At 69.8% G+C, this 15,280-nt stretch carries 15 protein-coding genes; 7 read left to right on the top strand and 8 right to left on the bottom strand.

Annotated features, from left to right (window positions below):
* Nucleotide 1 precedes the first annotated feature (1 nt).
* The gene (gene pdxR / locus FHU38_RS07030) at nucleotides 2–1,396 is read left to right on the top strand and encodes a MocR-like pyridoxine biosynthesis transcription factor PdxR (RefSeq protein ID WP_167167872.1); all 1,395 of its coding nucleotides are present in this window, start codon (nucleotides 2–4) and stop codon (nucleotides 1,394–1,396) included.
* Here the strand turns inward: pdxR and meaB are convergent.
* Together meaB and FHU38_RS07020 are read right to left on the bottom strand one after the other, a co-directional pair.
* Nucleotides 1,377–2,363 (bottom strand): methylmalonyl Co-A mutase-associated GTPase MeaB, encoded by a 987-nt coding sequence (meaB, locus tag FHU38_RS07025; protein ID WP_167167869.1) that lies wholly within the window; start codon nucleotides 2,361–2,363, stop codon nucleotides 1,377–1,379. The two genes, pdxR and meaB, sit on opposite strands and share 20 nt — an antisense overlap.
* Complete coding sequence (locus tag FHU38_RS07020; protein WP_167167866.1) at nucleotides 2,360–3,550, bottom strand: acetyl-CoA C-acetyltransferase; 1,191 nt, start codon at nucleotides 3,548–3,550, stop codon at nucleotides 2,360–2,362. The genes meaB and FHU38_RS07020 overlap by 4 nt, the downstream gene beginning before the upstream one ends.
* Nucleotides 3,551–3,726: 176 nt before the next feature.
* On the opposite strand from FHU38_RS07020, the gene mce reads away from it, so the two are divergent.
* Nucleotides 3,727–4,170 (top strand): methylmalonyl-CoA epimerase, encoded by a 444-nt coding sequence (gene mce / locus FHU38_RS07015; RefSeq protein ID WP_167167862.1) that lies wholly within the window; start codon nucleotides 3,727–3,729, stop codon nucleotides 4,168–4,170.
* Here mce and FHU38_RS07010 read toward each other — a convergent pair.
* A complete protein-coding gene (locus FHU38_RS07010; RefSeq protein ID WP_167175700.1) occupies nucleotides 4,144–4,767 on the bottom strand; it encodes a TetR/AcrR family transcriptional regulator in 624 nt (207 codons plus the stop codon). The genes mce and FHU38_RS07010 overlap by 27 nt on opposite strands.
* 182 nt (nucleotides 4,768–4,949) lie before the next feature.
* Nucleotides 4,950–5,318 carry an SPW repeat protein gene (locus FHU38_RS07005; protein ID WP_167167859.1) on the bottom strand — a complete coding sequence of 123 codons (369 nt, stop codon included), beginning with the start codon at nucleotides 5,316–5,318 and terminating at the stop codon, nucleotides 4,950–4,952.
* A 222-nt stretch (nucleotides 5,319–5,540) separates the two neighbouring features.
* On the opposite strand from FHU38_RS07005, the gene ccrA reads away from it, so the two are divergent.
* The 4 genes from ccrA (at nucleotide 5,541) to FHU38_RS06985 (ending at nucleotide 9,566) form a co-directional block, all read left to right on the top strand.
* Entirely contained in the window at nucleotides 5,541–6,884 is a 1,344-nt protein-coding gene (gene ccrA, locus FHU38_RS07000) for a crotonyl-CoA carboxylase/reductase (RefSeq protein ID WP_167167856.1), read from the top strand.
* A gap of 26 nt (nucleotides 6,885–6,910) precedes the next feature.
* Nucleotides 6,911–8,008: a DivIVA domain-containing protein gene (locus FHU38_RS06995; RefSeq protein WP_167167853.1), complete on the top strand. Its 1,098-nt coding sequence runs from the start codon at nucleotides 6,911–6,913 to the stop codon at nucleotides 8,006–8,008.
* Nucleotides 8,009–8,086: 78 nt separating this feature from the next.
* Complete coding sequence (locus FHU38_RS06990) at nucleotides 8,087–8,536, top strand: universal stress protein (protein WP_167167850.1); 450 nt, start codon at nucleotides 8,087–8,089, stop codon at nucleotides 8,534–8,536.
* Between the two features lie 7 nt (nucleotides 8,537–8,543).
* Nucleotides 8,544–9,566 carry an adenylate/guanylate cyclase domain-containing protein gene (locus tag FHU38_RS06985; RefSeq protein ID WP_167167847.1) on the top strand — a complete coding sequence of 341 codons (1,023 nt, stop codon included), beginning with the start codon at nucleotides 8,544–8,546 and terminating at the stop codon, nucleotides 9,564–9,566.
* Here FHU38_RS06985 and FHU38_RS06980 read toward each other — a convergent pair.
* Nucleotides 9,517–11,295, bottom strand: a complete 1,779-nt coding sequence (locus FHU38_RS06980) for a DEAD/DEAH box helicase (RefSeq protein WP_243852207.1) — start codon at nucleotides 11,293–11,295, stop codon at nucleotides 9,517–9,519. The genes FHU38_RS06985 and FHU38_RS06980 overlap by 50 nt on opposite strands.
* Before the next feature lie 238 nt (nucleotides 11,296–11,533).
* Between FHU38_RS06980 and FHU38_RS06975 the strand changes: the two genes are divergently transcribed.
* Complete coding sequence (locus FHU38_RS06975; protein ID WP_167165467.1) at nucleotides 11,534–11,743, top strand: hypothetical protein; 210 nt, start codon at nucleotides 11,534–11,536, stop codon at nucleotides 11,741–11,743.
* A gap of 84 nt (nucleotides 11,744–11,827) precedes the next feature.
* On the opposite strand, the gene FHU38_RS06970 is transcribed toward FHU38_RS06975, so the two are convergent.
* From FHU38_RS06970 to FHU38_RS06960, 3 genes are all read right to left on the bottom strand, one after another.
* A complete protein-coding gene (locus FHU38_RS06970; RefSeq protein WP_167167844.1) occupies nucleotides 11,828–13,069 on the bottom strand; it encodes an aldehyde dehydrogenase family protein in 1,242 nt (413 codons plus the stop codon).
* A gap of 119 nt (nucleotides 13,070–13,188) precedes the next feature.
* Nucleotides 13,189–13,917 (bottom strand): M50 family metallopeptidase, encoded by a 729-nt coding sequence (locus FHU38_RS06965; RefSeq protein WP_167167840.1) that lies wholly within the window; start codon nucleotides 13,915–13,917, stop codon nucleotides 13,189–13,191.
* A gap of 4 nt (nucleotides 13,918–13,921) precedes the next feature.
* Nucleotides 13,922–14,896, bottom strand: a complete 975-nt coding sequence (locus tag FHU38_RS06960) for a DNA-3-methyladenine glycosylase family protein (RefSeq protein ID WP_208415580.1) — start codon at nucleotides 14,894–14,896, stop codon at nucleotides 13,922–13,924.
* Nucleotides 14,897–15,280 lie beyond the last annotated feature (384 nt).

Genomic DNA, 15,280 nt, shown 5'->3' with positions numbered 1-15,280 from the left:
CATGGGAAAATCATGGTCCAGCTCCGGGGTGGATGTGCACCTCGACTGGGACCCTGACACCGGCCGAGCGGGCCTCGCCGAGGCGTTGCGGCTTGCCATCCGCGCGGGACGGCTGCCGCGGGGCGCCATGCTGCCGTCCACCCGAGCGCTCGCCGCCGACCTCGGCATAGCGCGAGGCACGGTGACCCGCGTGTACACCGACCTCGCCGCCGAGGGATACCTGCGCACAAGGCAAGGCGCACCGACGACGGTGGCGACGGCGGCGACGGCGGCCACGTCCCCGCCCTCCGTACCGCCCGCCGCGCCCAAACAGTCCGCACCTCGGTGGAGCCTGCTACCGGGACAGCCGAACCTTTCCATGTTTCCCAGGGGCGAGTGGCTTTCGGCCACCAGACGCGTGCTGCAGCACGCCCCGTCCTCGATGTTCGGTTACCTCGAGGAACGTGGGGTCGAGCAATTGCGCCACGCCCTGGCCCGCTACCTCACCCGCAGCAGGGGCGTGGTCGCCGAGCCGGAGCGGATCGTGGTGTGCGGCGGCTACTCGCACGCGATCTCGCTGCTGTGCACGACCCTGCGCGAGCTGGGTGAGTCCAGCATCGCCTTCGAGGACCCCTCGCTGTGGGTGTTCCGCGACCTGGCCGCCGCCGCCGGACTCGGGGTCGATCCGGTCGCCGTCGACGACGACGGACTCGTGGTGTCCGAACTGGATAGTTCCGCCGTCGTGGTGACCCCGGCACACCAGTACCCGCTCGGTGTGACACTGGCCCCGCACCGGCGTGCCGACCTTGCACGGTGGGCGCGGGATCGCGACGCGGTCGTGATCGAGGACGACTACGACGGCGAGTTCCGCTTCGACCGGCGCCCCATCGGGGCGGTGCAGGCACTGGCCCCCGAACACATCGTCTACGCGGGTACCGCCAGCAAGACCCTCGCCCCTGGGCTGCGGCTGGGCTGGCTGGTACTGCCGAGCGGTCTGGTGGAACCCGTCAGGGCGGTGCTGGCGCGCAGTGGCTGGCGCGCGCCGGTGCTGCAACAGCTCGTGCTGGCGGACCTGCTGGAATCCGGCGCCTACGACCGGCACGTCCGCCGCTGCCGGGCTTCCTACCGCAGGCGACGCGACCAACTGCTCGCGCGGCTCCCGCCGCAACTGAGCCCACGCGGGATATCCGCGGGGGTCCAGCTGCTGCTGATGCTTCCCGAGTCAGGACCGGACGAGCAGGCCGTGCTGGCGGCCGCGCACCGGCACTCGCTCGCGCTGCAACCGCTTGGTCCACACTGGATCGGCAACCAGCAACGCGGAGCCGGCATCCTGGTGGGCTACGCGACTCCGGCCGAGCACGCGTTCGGCCCCACGGTACGAGCGCTGCTGGACACCCTCACCGACGCAGGTCTGTGATCAGCCGCTCGGCGGCCGTGTAGGGGTCGAGCTGCCTGCCGACGACACGGCCAGCGAGCTCGTCGAGGCGGTCGCCGCCGTGCAACTGGCCGAGCCGGGCCCGCAGCCGGTCCAGCGCGATCGCCTCCACCTCGGCGCGGGCCCGTACCAGCCGCCTGCGGTCGAGTTCACCGTGTTCACGCAGCCAGCCGAGGTGGTCGCGCAGCGCGGCGAGCAGCTCCCCTGAGCCCTTGCCGTCCACAGCGGCCGTCGGCACGACGGGCTGCCGCCACGAGGCGCCTCGAACCTCCCTGCGGTTCATGGCGACGAGCTGCCTCAGATCGCGCACGGTGGCCTCGGCACCGTCGCGGTCGGCCTTGTTCACCACGAAGATGTCGGCGATCTCCAGCACCCCGGCCTTGGCCGCCTGGATACCGTCCCCCATCCCGGGCGCCAGCAACACCACGGTGGTGTCTGCCAGTCGCACCACGTCCACTTCGGACTGACCGACACCGACCGTCTCCACGAGAATCACGTCGAAGCCCGCAGCGTCGAGCACCCTGACCGCCTGCGGCGCCGCCCAGGCCAGGCCACCGAGCTGACCGCGCGTCGCCATCGAACGGATGAACACCGCCGGGTCGGTGGCGTGCTCGGACATCCGTATCCGGTCACCCAGCAGCGCACCGCCGGAGAACGGCGACGAAGGGTCGACGGCGAGCACGCCGACCCGGTTGCCGTCGGCCCGCAGTGCCGACACCAGCATCGAGGTCGAGGTCGACTTGCCGACGCCGGGAGGCCCGGTCAACCCCACCACGTGCGCGCGGCCGGTGTGCGGCAGGAGCGCGGCCGCGACCTCCTGAAGCGCCGGGTGCGCATGCTCCACCAGCGAGATCAACCGCGCGACGGCGCGGGGCTGCCCCTGCCGTGCGCTCGCGATCAGGTCCTCGACGTTCGTGGCGTTCGCGGTGTTCTCACCGGCTTCCTTCACGACTTCGCGGGCACCCTGATCAGCAGCGCGTCACCCTGGCCGCCACCGCCGCACAGCGCCGCGGCGCCGAGCCCGCCGCCACGGCGACGCAGCTCGTAGGTCAGGTGCACCGCCAGCCGCGCACCGGATGCCCCGATGGGGTGACCCAGCGCGATGGCACCGCCGTTGACGTTGACCCGGTCCAGGTCCAGGCCGAGTTCGCGCGCGGACACCAGGCCCACGGCGGCGAACGCCTCGTTGATCTCCACGAGGTCCAGCGCGCCGACTTCGAGACCGGCCTTGGCGAGCGCGGCATTGATCGCGTTGGCAGGCTGTTCATGCAAGCTCGCGTCCGGACCGGCGACCACGCCGTGGGCGCCGATCTCCGCGAGCGGCTCGACACCGAGTTCCTCCGCCTTGGCCTTGCTGGCGACCACGACGGCGGCAGCGCCGTCGGAGATCTGCGACGCCGAGCCCGCGGTGATGGTGCCGTCGGCGGCGAACGCGGGGCGCAGCTTGCCGAGGCCCTCCACCGTGGTGTCGGCGCGCACGCCTTCGTCGGTGTCGAACACGACCGGGTCCTTGCCACGCCGAGGAACGCTCACCTCGACGATCTCGTCCGCGAAGACGCCGCCCGCGATGGCCTTGGCCGCCAACTGGTGCGAGCGGGCGGCGAACTCGTCCTGCTCGGCACGGGTGAGTCCGTAGCGCGCGTTGTACTTCTCGGTCGAGGCACCCATCGCCACCTGGTCGAAGGCACAGAACAAGCCGTCGTGGGCCATGTGGTCCAGCAGTGTCGCGTCGCCGTACTTGAACCCGGCCCGGGACTTCGGCAACAGGTGCGGCGCCTGCGTCATCGACTCCTGCCCACCCGCCACGACGAGGTCGAACTCGCCCGCGCGGATGAGCTGGTCGGCGAGCGCGATGGCGTCCAGGCCGGAAAGGCAGACCTTGTTGACGGTCAGCGCGGGGACGTCCATCGGGATGCCCGCGGCGACGGCGGCCTGCCTGGCCGGAATCTGGCCCGCGCCAGCGGTCAGCACCTGCCCCATGATCGTGTACTGCACCGACTCCGGCGTCACGCCCGCACGTTCGAGCGCCGCCTTGATGGCGAACCCGCCGAGCTGGGCACCCGAGAAGTCCTTCAGGGAGCCGAGCAGTCGACCGATGGGGGTGCGCGCGGCACCAAGAATGACCGAACCGGACACAGCTGCCTCCTGTCATCGACCCGACATCGCGAACCGACATCGCACTTGCCTCGCCGCACGAGCGACCCAGTCGACGATACCGACTGGTAGCCCATCGGTGGGGATCACCGCGACCCAACGCAGCGGGTGTCACAGTCACCCCACTCGCGACCGCGCACCGCCTATCCTGACGTGTCATGCGGCAGGCATTGAAGCCCTTCATCACCACCATCGACCACGTCGGCGTCGCGGTGGCCGATCTCGACCAGGCCATCGAGTTCTACGAGCAAAACTTCGGCCTCGAGGTCACCCACAGCGAGGTCAACGAGGAGCAGGGTGTGCGGGAGGCCATGCTGCACGCACCGGGTGACAGCGGCGGCCCCGCCGTGCAGTTGCTGGCGCCGCTGCGTGACGACTCGACGATCGCGAAGTTCCTCGACCGGCAGGGTCCCGGGCTGCAGCAGCTGGCCTACCGCGTCACCGACGTCGACGCCGCCAGCGCGGTGTTGCGGGAGAGGGGGCTGCGGCTGCTCTACCCGGAGGCCAGGCGCGGCACCGCGGGCAGCAGGATCAACTTCGTCCACCCCAAGGACGCGGGTGGCGTGCTCGTGGAGCTAGTCGAGCCCGCTGCTGGGCACTGATTCCCGCGGTGCGCAGGCCCGCGCGGTCAGCGCGTCGGCGATGAACGTCAGTTCGCGCTCCATCTCTTCGGGCCCCTCGGGAGTGTCCTCGGCGTGCCGTGCCACCGAGTGCCGGTAGCTGACCGCCAGCGCGAGCAGCGCGGCCGCGCTGTCGACGTCGGCCAGCGCGAGGCTGCCGGCGCCAGCCGCGGCGATGATCACAGTGCGCACCTGGGTGACCAGGACGTCGTAGCGGCTGCGTAGCGCGTCACGCACGGCACGGTGGGTGTCGGCTTCCCTCCACAACAGGTGCGACAGCACCTGGGAGGCCGACAGTCGCCGGTCGAGTTCCGCGACCAGCCTGCGCAGGCTCTCGGCGATGTCGCCGGGCACCACCACGGCGGCAGGCTCGATGCGCTCGTCCGGCAGCCGCTCCACCAGTGCGGTCAGCAGGTCCCGTTTGCGCCGGAAATAGTAGTGCACCAGGCCCTTTGGCACACCTGCGACCTCCGCGATGCGGGAGGTGGGTGTGGCGTCGAAGCCGAGTTCGGCGAACAGCCGCTCCGCGGCGAGGAGGATGCGTTCCCTGGCGGAAGGATCGTCGCCGTTCTTGGCCATCTTCTTGGCCACCGCTCCTCCTTTCGAACGTCCAGCCCCCTGTCGTCACCTGCTACTTCGGGGCGCGTCTCACGATACTGCGCCGCACAAGCCACGGGCGGCCCACGACGTTGCCTGGCGAGGCCACGTCGTGGGCCAGTGTGTGTCGATGTCGTCGAAGACCGTCAGGACCGCCGGTGCTGTCAGTGCTGTCCGGCCGTGCGGTGTGCGGCGTTGGCGACGGGGAGCGCCGCGGCGCCTGCGATCACCGTCAACGCGCCGACGATCCACGACGTCCACGCGGCGCCGGTCAGCTCGGTGTAACCCATCACCCACGGGGAGATGAAGGCCAGCGCGCCCAGCACGATCTGGATGCCCTCCCCGTAGACCATGCCCGGCCTCGCCAGCGAGGCGAGCCCGTCGAGCGCGATCAGCGCACCGAGAACGATCATCGTCCACAACGCCGCCGTATTGGTGTCGAACCACAGCGGAGAGACAGCCAACACAACACCGAGCACGACTTCCGCCCAGTCGTGTGGCCGCGTCCAAGGACGTACCGATGTCCGAGCCATCGTGATCACCTCCTGCGAGCCGAACCGTGTGTCTCGCGGTCCGTACGTCAATGGTGCGCCTTGATTGGCCGGCCGGTCAAGATGTGCCGGCGAGAAGCTCCTACCGTGCCCAAGCTCACTCCTTGCGGACCACCCGCTCGTGCCATCTACGGTTGTGCGACCGGTTACCGGCCAGTAATTTCTGTCGGCAAGCCCTTCCCGGACCGGCACGGAGGTACCACCATGGCCAACGCACTCACCGAGATCCAGCAGGCCATCCTGGCAGGAGACCTCGACGCCGTCGCGGGCCTGCCGATGCCGCGGTCCTACCGGGGCGTCACCGTGCACGCCGAGGACGTCGAGATGTTCGACGGACTGCCGAGCAAGGAGAAGGACCCGCGAAAGTCACTGCACATCGACGAGGTGGACGTGCCGGAACTGGGCCCGGGCGAGGCCCTGGTCGCGGTTATGGCCAGCGCGATCAACTACAACACGGTGTGGACCTCGATCTTCGAGCCGCTGCCCACGTTCAAGTTCCTGCAGCGCTACGGCAAGCTCTCCGAACTCGCCAAGCGCCACGACCTGCCCTACCACGTCGTCGGTTCCGATCTGTCCGGCGTGGTGCTGCGTACCGGGCCGGGCGTCCACAAGTGGCGACCGGGCCAGGAGGTGGTGGCCCACTGCCTGAACGTGGAACTGGAGGGCCCGGAGGGCCACGACGACACGATGCTCGACACCGAGCAGCGCATCTGGGGTTTCGAAACCAACTTCGGAGGCCTTGCCGAGATCGCCCTGGTGAAGGCGAACCAGTTGATGCCCAAGCCCAAGCACCTGACCTGGGAGGAGGCGGCCAGCCCTGGTCTGGTCAACTCCACCGCCTACCGGCAACTGGTTTCCCGCAACGGCGCGGACATGAAGCAGGGTGACGTCGTGCTGATCTGGGGAGCCTCCGGCGGGCTGGGTTCCTACGCCACCCAGTACGCGTTGAACGGTGGAGCCATCCCGGTGTGCGTGGTGTCAAGCCTGGAGAAGGCGCAGCTGTGTAGGCGGATGGGTGCCGAACTGGTCATCGACCGTAATGCGGAGGGTTACCGGTTCTGGAAGGACGAGCAGACCCCGGACCCCAAGGAGTGGCAGCGGTTCGGCGCGCGCATCCGCGAGCTGACCGGAGGCGAGGACCCCGACATCGTGTTCGAGCATCCCGGAAGGGAAACCTTCGGCGCTTCGGTGTATGCCGCACGTAAGGGCGGCACGATCGTGACGTGCGCGTCGACCTCCGGCTACCTGCACACCTACGACAACAGGTACCTGTGGATGAACCTCAAGCGGATCATCGGCTCGCACTTCGCCAACTATCGCGAGTCGTGGGAGGCCAACCGGCTCATCGACAAGGGACACATCCATCCGACCCTTTCCAAGACCTACCCGCTCACCCAGACCGGCCAGGCCGCCTTCGACGTGCACAAGAACCTGCACCAGGGCAAGGTCGGCGTGCTGTGCCTGGCACCGGAGGAAGGGCTCGGAGTCCGCGACGAAGAGAAGCGAGCGCGACACCTCGACCGCATCCGGACGTTCCGAGGCGTGTAACCGGGGGCTCCCGTTAGGGTGGGGTCATGAGCCTTGGCGAGGAACGGGAGCTCGTGCCGCTGGGAGCCGGCTTCGACTTCGAGAAGCGCGGGTACAGCCGCGCTCAGGTCGACGAGCATCTGGAACGGCTGGACGCCGACATCAAGATGCTTGTGTCCGATCGCGACGCTGCCATCTCGCAGGCGGGCGATCTGGCGAGGCAGCTCGAGGCCGCGCGCATCGAGATCGACGACCTGCGAGGGCAGGTGGAACGACTCGCCCAGCCGCCCACCACGATCGAGGGTCTTTCCGAGCGCCTGCAACGAATGTTGCGGCTGGCGCAGGAAGAGGCAAGTGACACCAAAGCACGCGCGGAGGCCGAAGCCGGACATATCCGGGCAAAGGCCGAATCCGACGCCAGCTCCATGCGGGCCAGGTACGAGCAGCTACTGACAGAGCTGTCCGAACGCCGCAGAGAGATGGAGGCCGAGCATCGCAAGGTGCTCGAGGACGCGCGGGCTGAGGCCAACCGCATCACCGCGGCCGCGCAGGCCGAACGCGAACGCCTCGACAAGGAGGCCGAGCAGCGACGGGCTCGGGTCGAGGAAGACTTCGAGATCGCGATGGCGACGCGGCGCACCGAGTCGATGCGTGAGCTCGCCGAGCAGGAGGCGGCGAGCAAGGCGGAGGCCGACCGCAGGGTGCGCGAGGCCACCGAGGAGGCCGCCGCGATCAGGGCCGAGGTGGCCGATGAACAGGCCAAGGCCAACGCCGAGATCGAGCGACGGCGCAGGGAGTCGATCGAGGACGCCAACCGCCGCAAGCAGGACTCGATCAGCGAGGCCAACGCACGTGTCGCCGAAGCTTCCGAAGAGGCGACCCGCCGCGTCCGGGAAGCGACCGAGGAGGCCGACCGCCTTGTCGGCGAGGCCACCGAGAAAGTGGAGACACTGCGGGCACTGCGCGCCAAGATCGCGGAGCAGGTGCGGGCAGCCCGCGCCGTGCTGGCCGACGCCGAGTCGGCGCTGGGTATCGACCGGCCCACCGCCGAGGGCGCGGGCGCCGAGGAGGACGGTGCACGTGACGGTACCGGGCCCCAACAGCGAGAGGCAGCCACCGCGGGCGCGAAACCAACTCGTGAGTAGGTAACTGCTGCGCCTGGCCGCTCGAGCCGCTACTGTCTGCTCACATACCCGGCTCGAGCACCTTCTTGGAGGATCCGGATGGCCGCCTATCAGACCATCGTCGTCGGTACCGATGGTTCCGATTCCTCGCTGGCCGCCGTCGACCGCGCCGCCGCCGTGGCCGCCGACTCCGGCGCGACGCTGGTGATCGCGTGCGCCTACTACCCAGCAAGCCAGGACGAGGTCGACAGGGCACAGGAAGTGCTGCGCGACGAGGCATACCAGGTCGTCGGCTCAACCCCCGCCGAGGACACGCTGCAGACCGCCCGCGACCGCGCGGTGAAGGCGGGCGCGGCCCGCATCGAGACGGTCCCGGTACGCGGCGAACCCGTGGAGTCGCTTCGCAAGGTGGCTCGAGACCGCTCGGCGGACCTGCTCGTGGTCGGCAACCGCGGACTCAACACCCTCGCAGGCCGCATCCTCGGCTCGGTTCCCTCCGAGGTCGCGCGCAAGTCCGGCGTCGACGTGCTGATCGTGCACACCACCTGATGACCTGATGACGGACCACTCGCTCCAACGGCGGCTCGAAGGCATGCTGCTCGGCGGCGAGCGCAAATACACCCGCCTGGAGGTCGCGCAGCGGGCAGGCGTTGCGCAGGAGCGATCGCGCAAGTTGTGGCAGGCGCTGGGCTTCGCCTCGGTCGGTGACGACGAGGTGGTGTTCACCGACGCCGACGTGGAAGCCGTGCGCACGACCGACCGGCTGATCGGTACCGGGCTGCTGCATCGCGACCTGGAAACGGCCGTGGCCAGAACCGTCGGGCTGCACCTTTCGCGGTTGGCCGAGTGGCAGTCGCAGCTGCTGTGGTCACTGATCGAGCAGCACCCGGAACTGGCCGCCGACGAGCAACAACTCGTCGATCTGGTGCGGCGACTGCTGCCCGAGCTGGAACGGGTGCAGAACTTCGTCTGGCGCAGACACCTGGCCGCCTACGCGGGACGCGCGCTCGCCGCGGACGAGGACCTGGAGTCGCGCGCCCAGGTGGTCGGGTTCGTCGACATGGTCGGCTACACCCGGATGACCCGGCGGGTCGACGAGGCGGAGCTGGGCGAGGTGTTGGAGCGTTTCGAGGCACTGGCCACCGAGCTGATCGCCGAACACCGCGGGCGAGTGGTGAAGATGATCGGCGACGAGGTGCTGTTCGTGAGTGACTCCCCCGTTGAAGCCGCCGAGGTCGCGCTGTCGCTGGCAGAGCGCACCAGCGCGGACGAGCGGTTACCGCCGGTACGGGCCGGGCTCGCGGCCGGTCGGGTGCTCAGCAGGTTCGGCGACGTCTACGGGTCCGTGGTCAACCTGGCGAGCAGGCTGACCTCCATGGCACGCCCCGGGACGGTGCTCGTGGACCGGGAGCTGGCCACCGAGTTGGCGCGGGTGCCGGAGTACGAGCTACGCACCCGCCGCCCGGTTTCGGTGCGCGGCTACAACCGGGTGCGCTCGGCCGCGCTGCGCAGGGCGCGCGACCTCGCCGCTACCTCGCGCGCTGCCGCTCCCGACGAACGGTCGCCTTCCGACCCTTGATGCTGCTGCCGCGCAGTGCGGCTATCACGTCGTCCGCCGCACCGGCGGGCACGTCCACCAGCGAGAACCGGTCCGCGATCTCGATGGCGCCCACGTCCCTGCCGCGCAGCCGCGACTCCCCCGCGATCGCACCGACCAGGTCCTGCGGGCGCACACCGGCCGTGCGGCCCAGCCCGACGAACAACCGGGTCATACCCTCGGCGGCGGGCTTGCCTCGGCGCTGCTCGCGGCCGCCGCCCTGCGCGCGACGGCCTCGGCCGTCCTGTCGGGTGTCCCGCGACCTGAGTTCCACCTCGGGGATCTCCTCCTCCTCGGTGGCACCGGAGGCCTCGTGAGCAAGCTTGACGGCGGCGAGTGCAACCTCGAGCAGGTCGAACTCCTCCGCCAGCGGCTCGACGGCACCGCGATAGCGGTCGAGATCGCCCGAGAGCAGGGTTTCCCGCAGTGCCGCCCTCGTCAGCTCCAGCCGCCGGGCGCGCAGGTCGGCCACGGTGGGCAGTTTCTCCACCACCAGCCGCTGCCCGGTCACCCGCTCGATCGTCTTGAGCATCCGGTGCTCACGGGGTTCGGCGAGAGTGATCGCGGAACCCTCCCTGCCCGCGCGACCGACCCGGCCGATGCGGTGGACGTAGACGTCGGGCGCACTGGGCACGTCGTAATTGACGACATGGGTGAGCTGCTCGATGTCCAGCCCGCGCGCGGCCACGTCGGTGGCCACGACCAGGTCGGCTGCGCCGCCACGCAGCCGCGCCACCACGCGGTCACGCTGCGGCTGGTCCATCCCGCCATGTAGCGCCTCCGCGCGGTAGCCGCGGCCGTTCAGTGTCTCGGTGAGCCGGTCGACCTCCTCGCGCGTGCGGCAGAACACCACGGCGGCGGTGGGCGCCTCGACGTCGAGCACTCGGCCGAGCGCGGCCGGTTTGTGTCCCCTGGGCACGACGTAGGCGCTCTGCCTGATCAGCGACGCCTCACCACGGGTGGAGCTTTCGCGGCCCAGCTCGATGCGAGCGGGCTCGCGCAAGTGGCGACGCACCATCCCGGCGATGCGCGGTGGGATCGTCGCCGAGAAGAGCATGGTCTGCCGTTGCTCGGGGCTTTCCTGCAGGATCGCCTCGATGTCCTCGGCGAAGCCCATGTCGAGCATCTCGTCGGCCTCGTCAAGCACCACCGTCCGCAACTCGGCCAGCGACAGCGTGCCGCGCCCGAGATGGTCCAACGCCCTGCCGGGTGTGGCCACCACCACGTCGACACCCTGTTCCAGCGCCCGCAGTTGCCTGCCCATCGGCTGGCCACCGTAGATGGGCACGACCCGCGCGCCAAGATGGTGCCCGTAGCGGTACATCGCCTCGCAGACCTGCGCGGCCAGTTCCCTGGTCGGCACGAGCACCAGTGCCGACGGCGCCTTGCCACGGTCGCCGTCGGGCAGCCGCTGCAGCACCGGCAGCGCGAACGCCGCCGTCTTACCCGTGCCCGTCGCCGCCTGCCCCACCAGGTCCCGACCCTGGAGCACTGTGGGGATGGCGGCGAGCTGGATCGGGGTCGGCTCCTCGTAGCCGAGTTCGGACAGCGCCCGCAGCAGCTCCGGCCGCAGCCCAAGGTCTGCGAACCCGGTGATCTGCTCTGCCGCGTTCTCCGCGGCGTTCTCCGCCGCGTTCTCCGCCGCGTTCTCCGCGGCGTTGTCTGCCGGGCTATCTGCCTGGTTCAACTGCTCCGTCGCGTTCGCGACCATGATCGGCCTCCTGGTCCTGAGAAGATTTCACGGTGGTGCCACGGCCCTGGCACCACCCAGGCAGGGGCAGTCCCCGACGGTACCCGGCCGTCGCGCGGGCGTGCCGACCCGTATCGCCCGGCCGCCGGATCACGGTAGGGTCTGGCTGTCGAGAGCCTCCTGTATGTCGGCACCCCGAGCCGCGTCGTTCTCGACAACCCGGCCCACCGGTCTTGCCGGCAGGGCGGGAGGGAGCCGCATGACGACCGTTCGTGACACCGGCCCGACCCCGGCACGAGTAGCCCGCGCCCGAGCGGCGCACGAAGAGCACCTGGAGCGGGTACGCGGCCTCGCGGCCCGCACGGTGGCAGGCCACTCCATGGACGCCAAGGACTGCCAGCACCTGCTCGCCATGCTCGGGCTGGACGTGCGGGAGTCCGATGCGGCCGTCGCACCAGGGCGCGACTGACCGCTACCTCGCTGCCGCTCGTCCGCACCAGCCACCTCGACCGCCCGCCGCCCCAGCGGGGCAAAGTGTGCTCGCCCGACTGGTTCACGACCGGTCGGGCAGCACCGCGTACTGCCTCACGTAGAGGTCGGTGTAGGTGACCGGTCCGCGCGGTCCAGGCACCCTGTCGATGTTGATGCCGGTCTCCGGAACCCCGAGCAGCTTGAACCCGTCAAGCAACCGGGTGGTGGCGTTCCAGAACACCCCGGTGCCCTGGTAGCCGTCGAAGAACGCCTGCGCGGCCGACTCGTCCTCGGTGGCGATACCCGCCGCGAGCCCAGACGTCTCCTCGTTGGCGACCGCGACCGCCTCGGCCAAACTGTCGACCCGAGCCACGGTGACCGTGGCCTCCCGCTCGGAATCCAGCGCCCACTCGTAGCCGATCGGGTGGTCGTGCGGCGGCAACGATGCTCGCACGCCCCGGTTTTCGAGCGCCTCGGACAGCCCAGGCCACACCCGGTCGTGTATCGAGGAATGAATCAGCAGCAGGTTCAGCCGGTTACACACGCCGAGCCGATCGAGGCTTTCGGCGACCAGCGAGCGCACCTTCTCCACGTCGGCTGCGGCGTCCACGTACAGCACCCCGCCGCCGTCGGCGTGGGCAAGCGTGCGCACCCCGTGAGTCGCCGCCTCGGTGGCCAGCGCACGCGTGCTGTCACCGCTTCCCCGCAAGATCACCAGCGGGACCAGGTTCGGAAGCCGCACCAAAGCCGCCGCGGCCTCCCGCTCGGCCCTGGGCACCAATTGGATCGCGGCCACATCGATCCCGGCCTCGACGAGCGCCGGGGCCACCACCACATCCAGCAGCCGTTGCGCGGAACCGAGCGCGGCGGAGCCCGTGCGCAGCACCCCGGCGTTACGGGACTTGATCAGTTGGGAAGCGACGTCGACCGTCACGTTCGGCCTCGCCTCGTAGTTCGCTCCGATCACACCCACGGGCCTGCGCCGCTCGACCAGCCGCAGACCATCGGCCAGCGCGGCCACCGGGACCGAGCGTTCCTGGTGAGGTGCACCCGCGAGCAACCGAAGTTGGTCGGCCATGCCGGTGAGCCGCTCGTCGGTAATGGTCAGCCGGTCGAGCAGGCCCGCGCTCATCCCGTCCGCTCGCGCCTTCGTCACGTCCTCGCCGTTGGCTTCGAGCACAGCGGAGCGGTTGGCCACCAGGTGATCGGCCATCGCGCTTAGTGCGGCATCGATCGACGCGTCCGGCACAGCGGCGATGGATGGTGCCGCGCGCTTCGCCGCACGCGCGCACTCCTCGACAGCCTTCGCGACCTCGTCCGCCACTGCACAGTCCTCTCGAAACGCCACACCTGTGTCGACCCCTCTAGTGTGCCGCAAGCGGTGCTGGCGCATCCGGCCGGTCGGTGCCACACCAGGCGCTGCCGAACAGGTCGGCTACCGCGTCAGAACGGCGAGACCGCGGGCTCCACGAGCAGCATCCCGCCGATCGCGAGACAGCTCACCGTGAGCACTGCGAGGACGAGCAACCAGATCGTCGCCGGAACCCCGGTCAGCCGCGCGAGCTGGTCGGCGTCGGAGTCCCTGGCGGCACCCCTGCGACGCTTGGCCTGTAGCTCGAACACCGGCCGGATCGCGCCCAGCAGCAGAAACCACGTGATGAGATAGACGAACGCCGCCTGTACGCCTGGGCCCGCGAACAACGCCACCGAGCCGAGCACGAAGGCCGAAACGACGACGGCGAACACTCCGTACGCGTTGCGGACCATCACCAGCACACCCAGCAACAGCGCCGCCGCGACCCCGAGCACGGCACTCAACTGCTCGGCCGCCACCAAGCCGGAGAACGCCAGCCCCAACAGGGCGGGCGCCGGGTAACCGGCCAGGGTCGTCAGCACCATCCCGGGGCCGGCGGGCTTGCCCCGCGACACCGTGACCCCGGAGGTGTCGGAGTGCAGTCGGATGCCCTGCAACCGTCTGCCCGCGAGCACGGCGACGAACGCGTGCCCGGCCTCGTGCACGATGGTCACCACGTTGCGCGCGAACCGCCACGGCCCGCGAAGCAGCACCACGAGCAGTGCCGCCACCCCCGCGACGAGCGCGATGGTGCCCGCGGTCTCGACATCCAGTTCGAACGCGCGCAGGATCTCGCTGTCCAGTTCGGCCAACTCCACACCGTCAGCTCACCACAGTGGTTGTCTGTTCCCGGTAACCCCCTTTCCGTTGGCCCGCTACGACATCGGGATATAGTTCACAACTCGGCGAGGATCGCAGCACAAACGCGGCCCAACCGCTGTACGGGCCGTAGCGTCGCGCGATCCGTTCGAGTTCGTCGACGTCGCCAACCCCGTACGCCTGGGCCATCCTGGCGTGCAACCTGGGTTCTCGCCGGGGGAAGAGCGTGGGATGTCCGGCGCCTTGACCGACGACGAACTCCGCCGAGAAGGGCCCGATCCCTGGCAGCCGCCGCAGTTCCCGCACGGCGTGATCGGGCGGGAGGGAACGCAGGTAGGTGCCGTTGAGCAAGCCGTCGAGCGCGGCACGCGCGATCACCGTCAGTCGCTGCCGCTTCACCTCGGACAAGCCGACCGAAAGGTCGGCATCGAGCAGCACCTCGGGCGGCGGGAACGCGGCGAGCGCTCGCCCGCCGATCGAGACCCGCTCGCCATGCCGTTCGGCGATGCGTCGCACGATCGCGGCCGCCTGCCCGACGCGCAACCGGTGACACACAACGGCGAAACAGGCCGCCTCGTACGGTGAGTGGAAATGTACCGGCCGCAACCCGGGGCGCAGGCGACGTAATCTGGCCAGCACCGGATCTCGGCGGGCGAGCGCGGCGAAGCCGTCGCCGTCGGCCTCCAGCGACAGGATGCGCCGCACCTGCTCCGCGACCGCCGTTACCGGTATCCCCTTCGCCGCGATGTCGATGCCGACGACGTCCGGTGCCCGTTGCCGCACCCGCGCCGCGACGGGCCGCCAGGTGTCCTCCACCGTGAACCCCAGGCATAGCGTCGCCGGTTCGCCACCCTCGTGGGGCCTGCAGCCCGGTGACTGGTGACGCAGGAAGTCCGCGTGGTCACGAAGGTCGATACCACCACGGACCTTCACCTCGATGTGGGATTCGACCGAGGGGTCGGTGCTGACCGCGCACACAGTCTGTTCTCCTCCGCTGTTCGATGTGGACTCGATGCGGTCGACACTACGACCGATCAGCCGGATCGCCGAGAATGCACTGCACCAACGGATCCGCTCGCACGGGCCGTGTAGACGAACGGGCATGCTCGCACACCGCATCACTGCCACCAGGGTTCCGTTCGTGTCAGCAACGAAAATCGGTTGCGGTGGGCGCTAACGTCGTCGGCATGGGAACTTTGGCCATCCGCTGCGTGGTGTTCGCCCGGCTGCGGGCACGCCGCACCTAGTCGCAGCGACCTCTTACCTCCGCTAGCTTTCCGAAGCCGCTTCCGAAGCCGCCCTCTGACCGGCTCGTGACCGGGCTGTCGGTCGCTGCGCCATGACGTCCGTGCGCGCTCGTTT

Origin of the sequence: Saccharomonospora amisosensis (assembly GCF_011761185.1) — a bacterium.
Classification (GTDB): Bacteria; Actinomycetota; Actinomycetes; order Mycobacteriales; family Pseudonocardiaceae; genus Saccharomonospora_A; species Saccharomonospora_A amisosensis.
The sequence above is the reverse complement of the archived record's forward strand: the minus strand, read 5'-3'. Positions and strand labels throughout refer to the sequence as shown.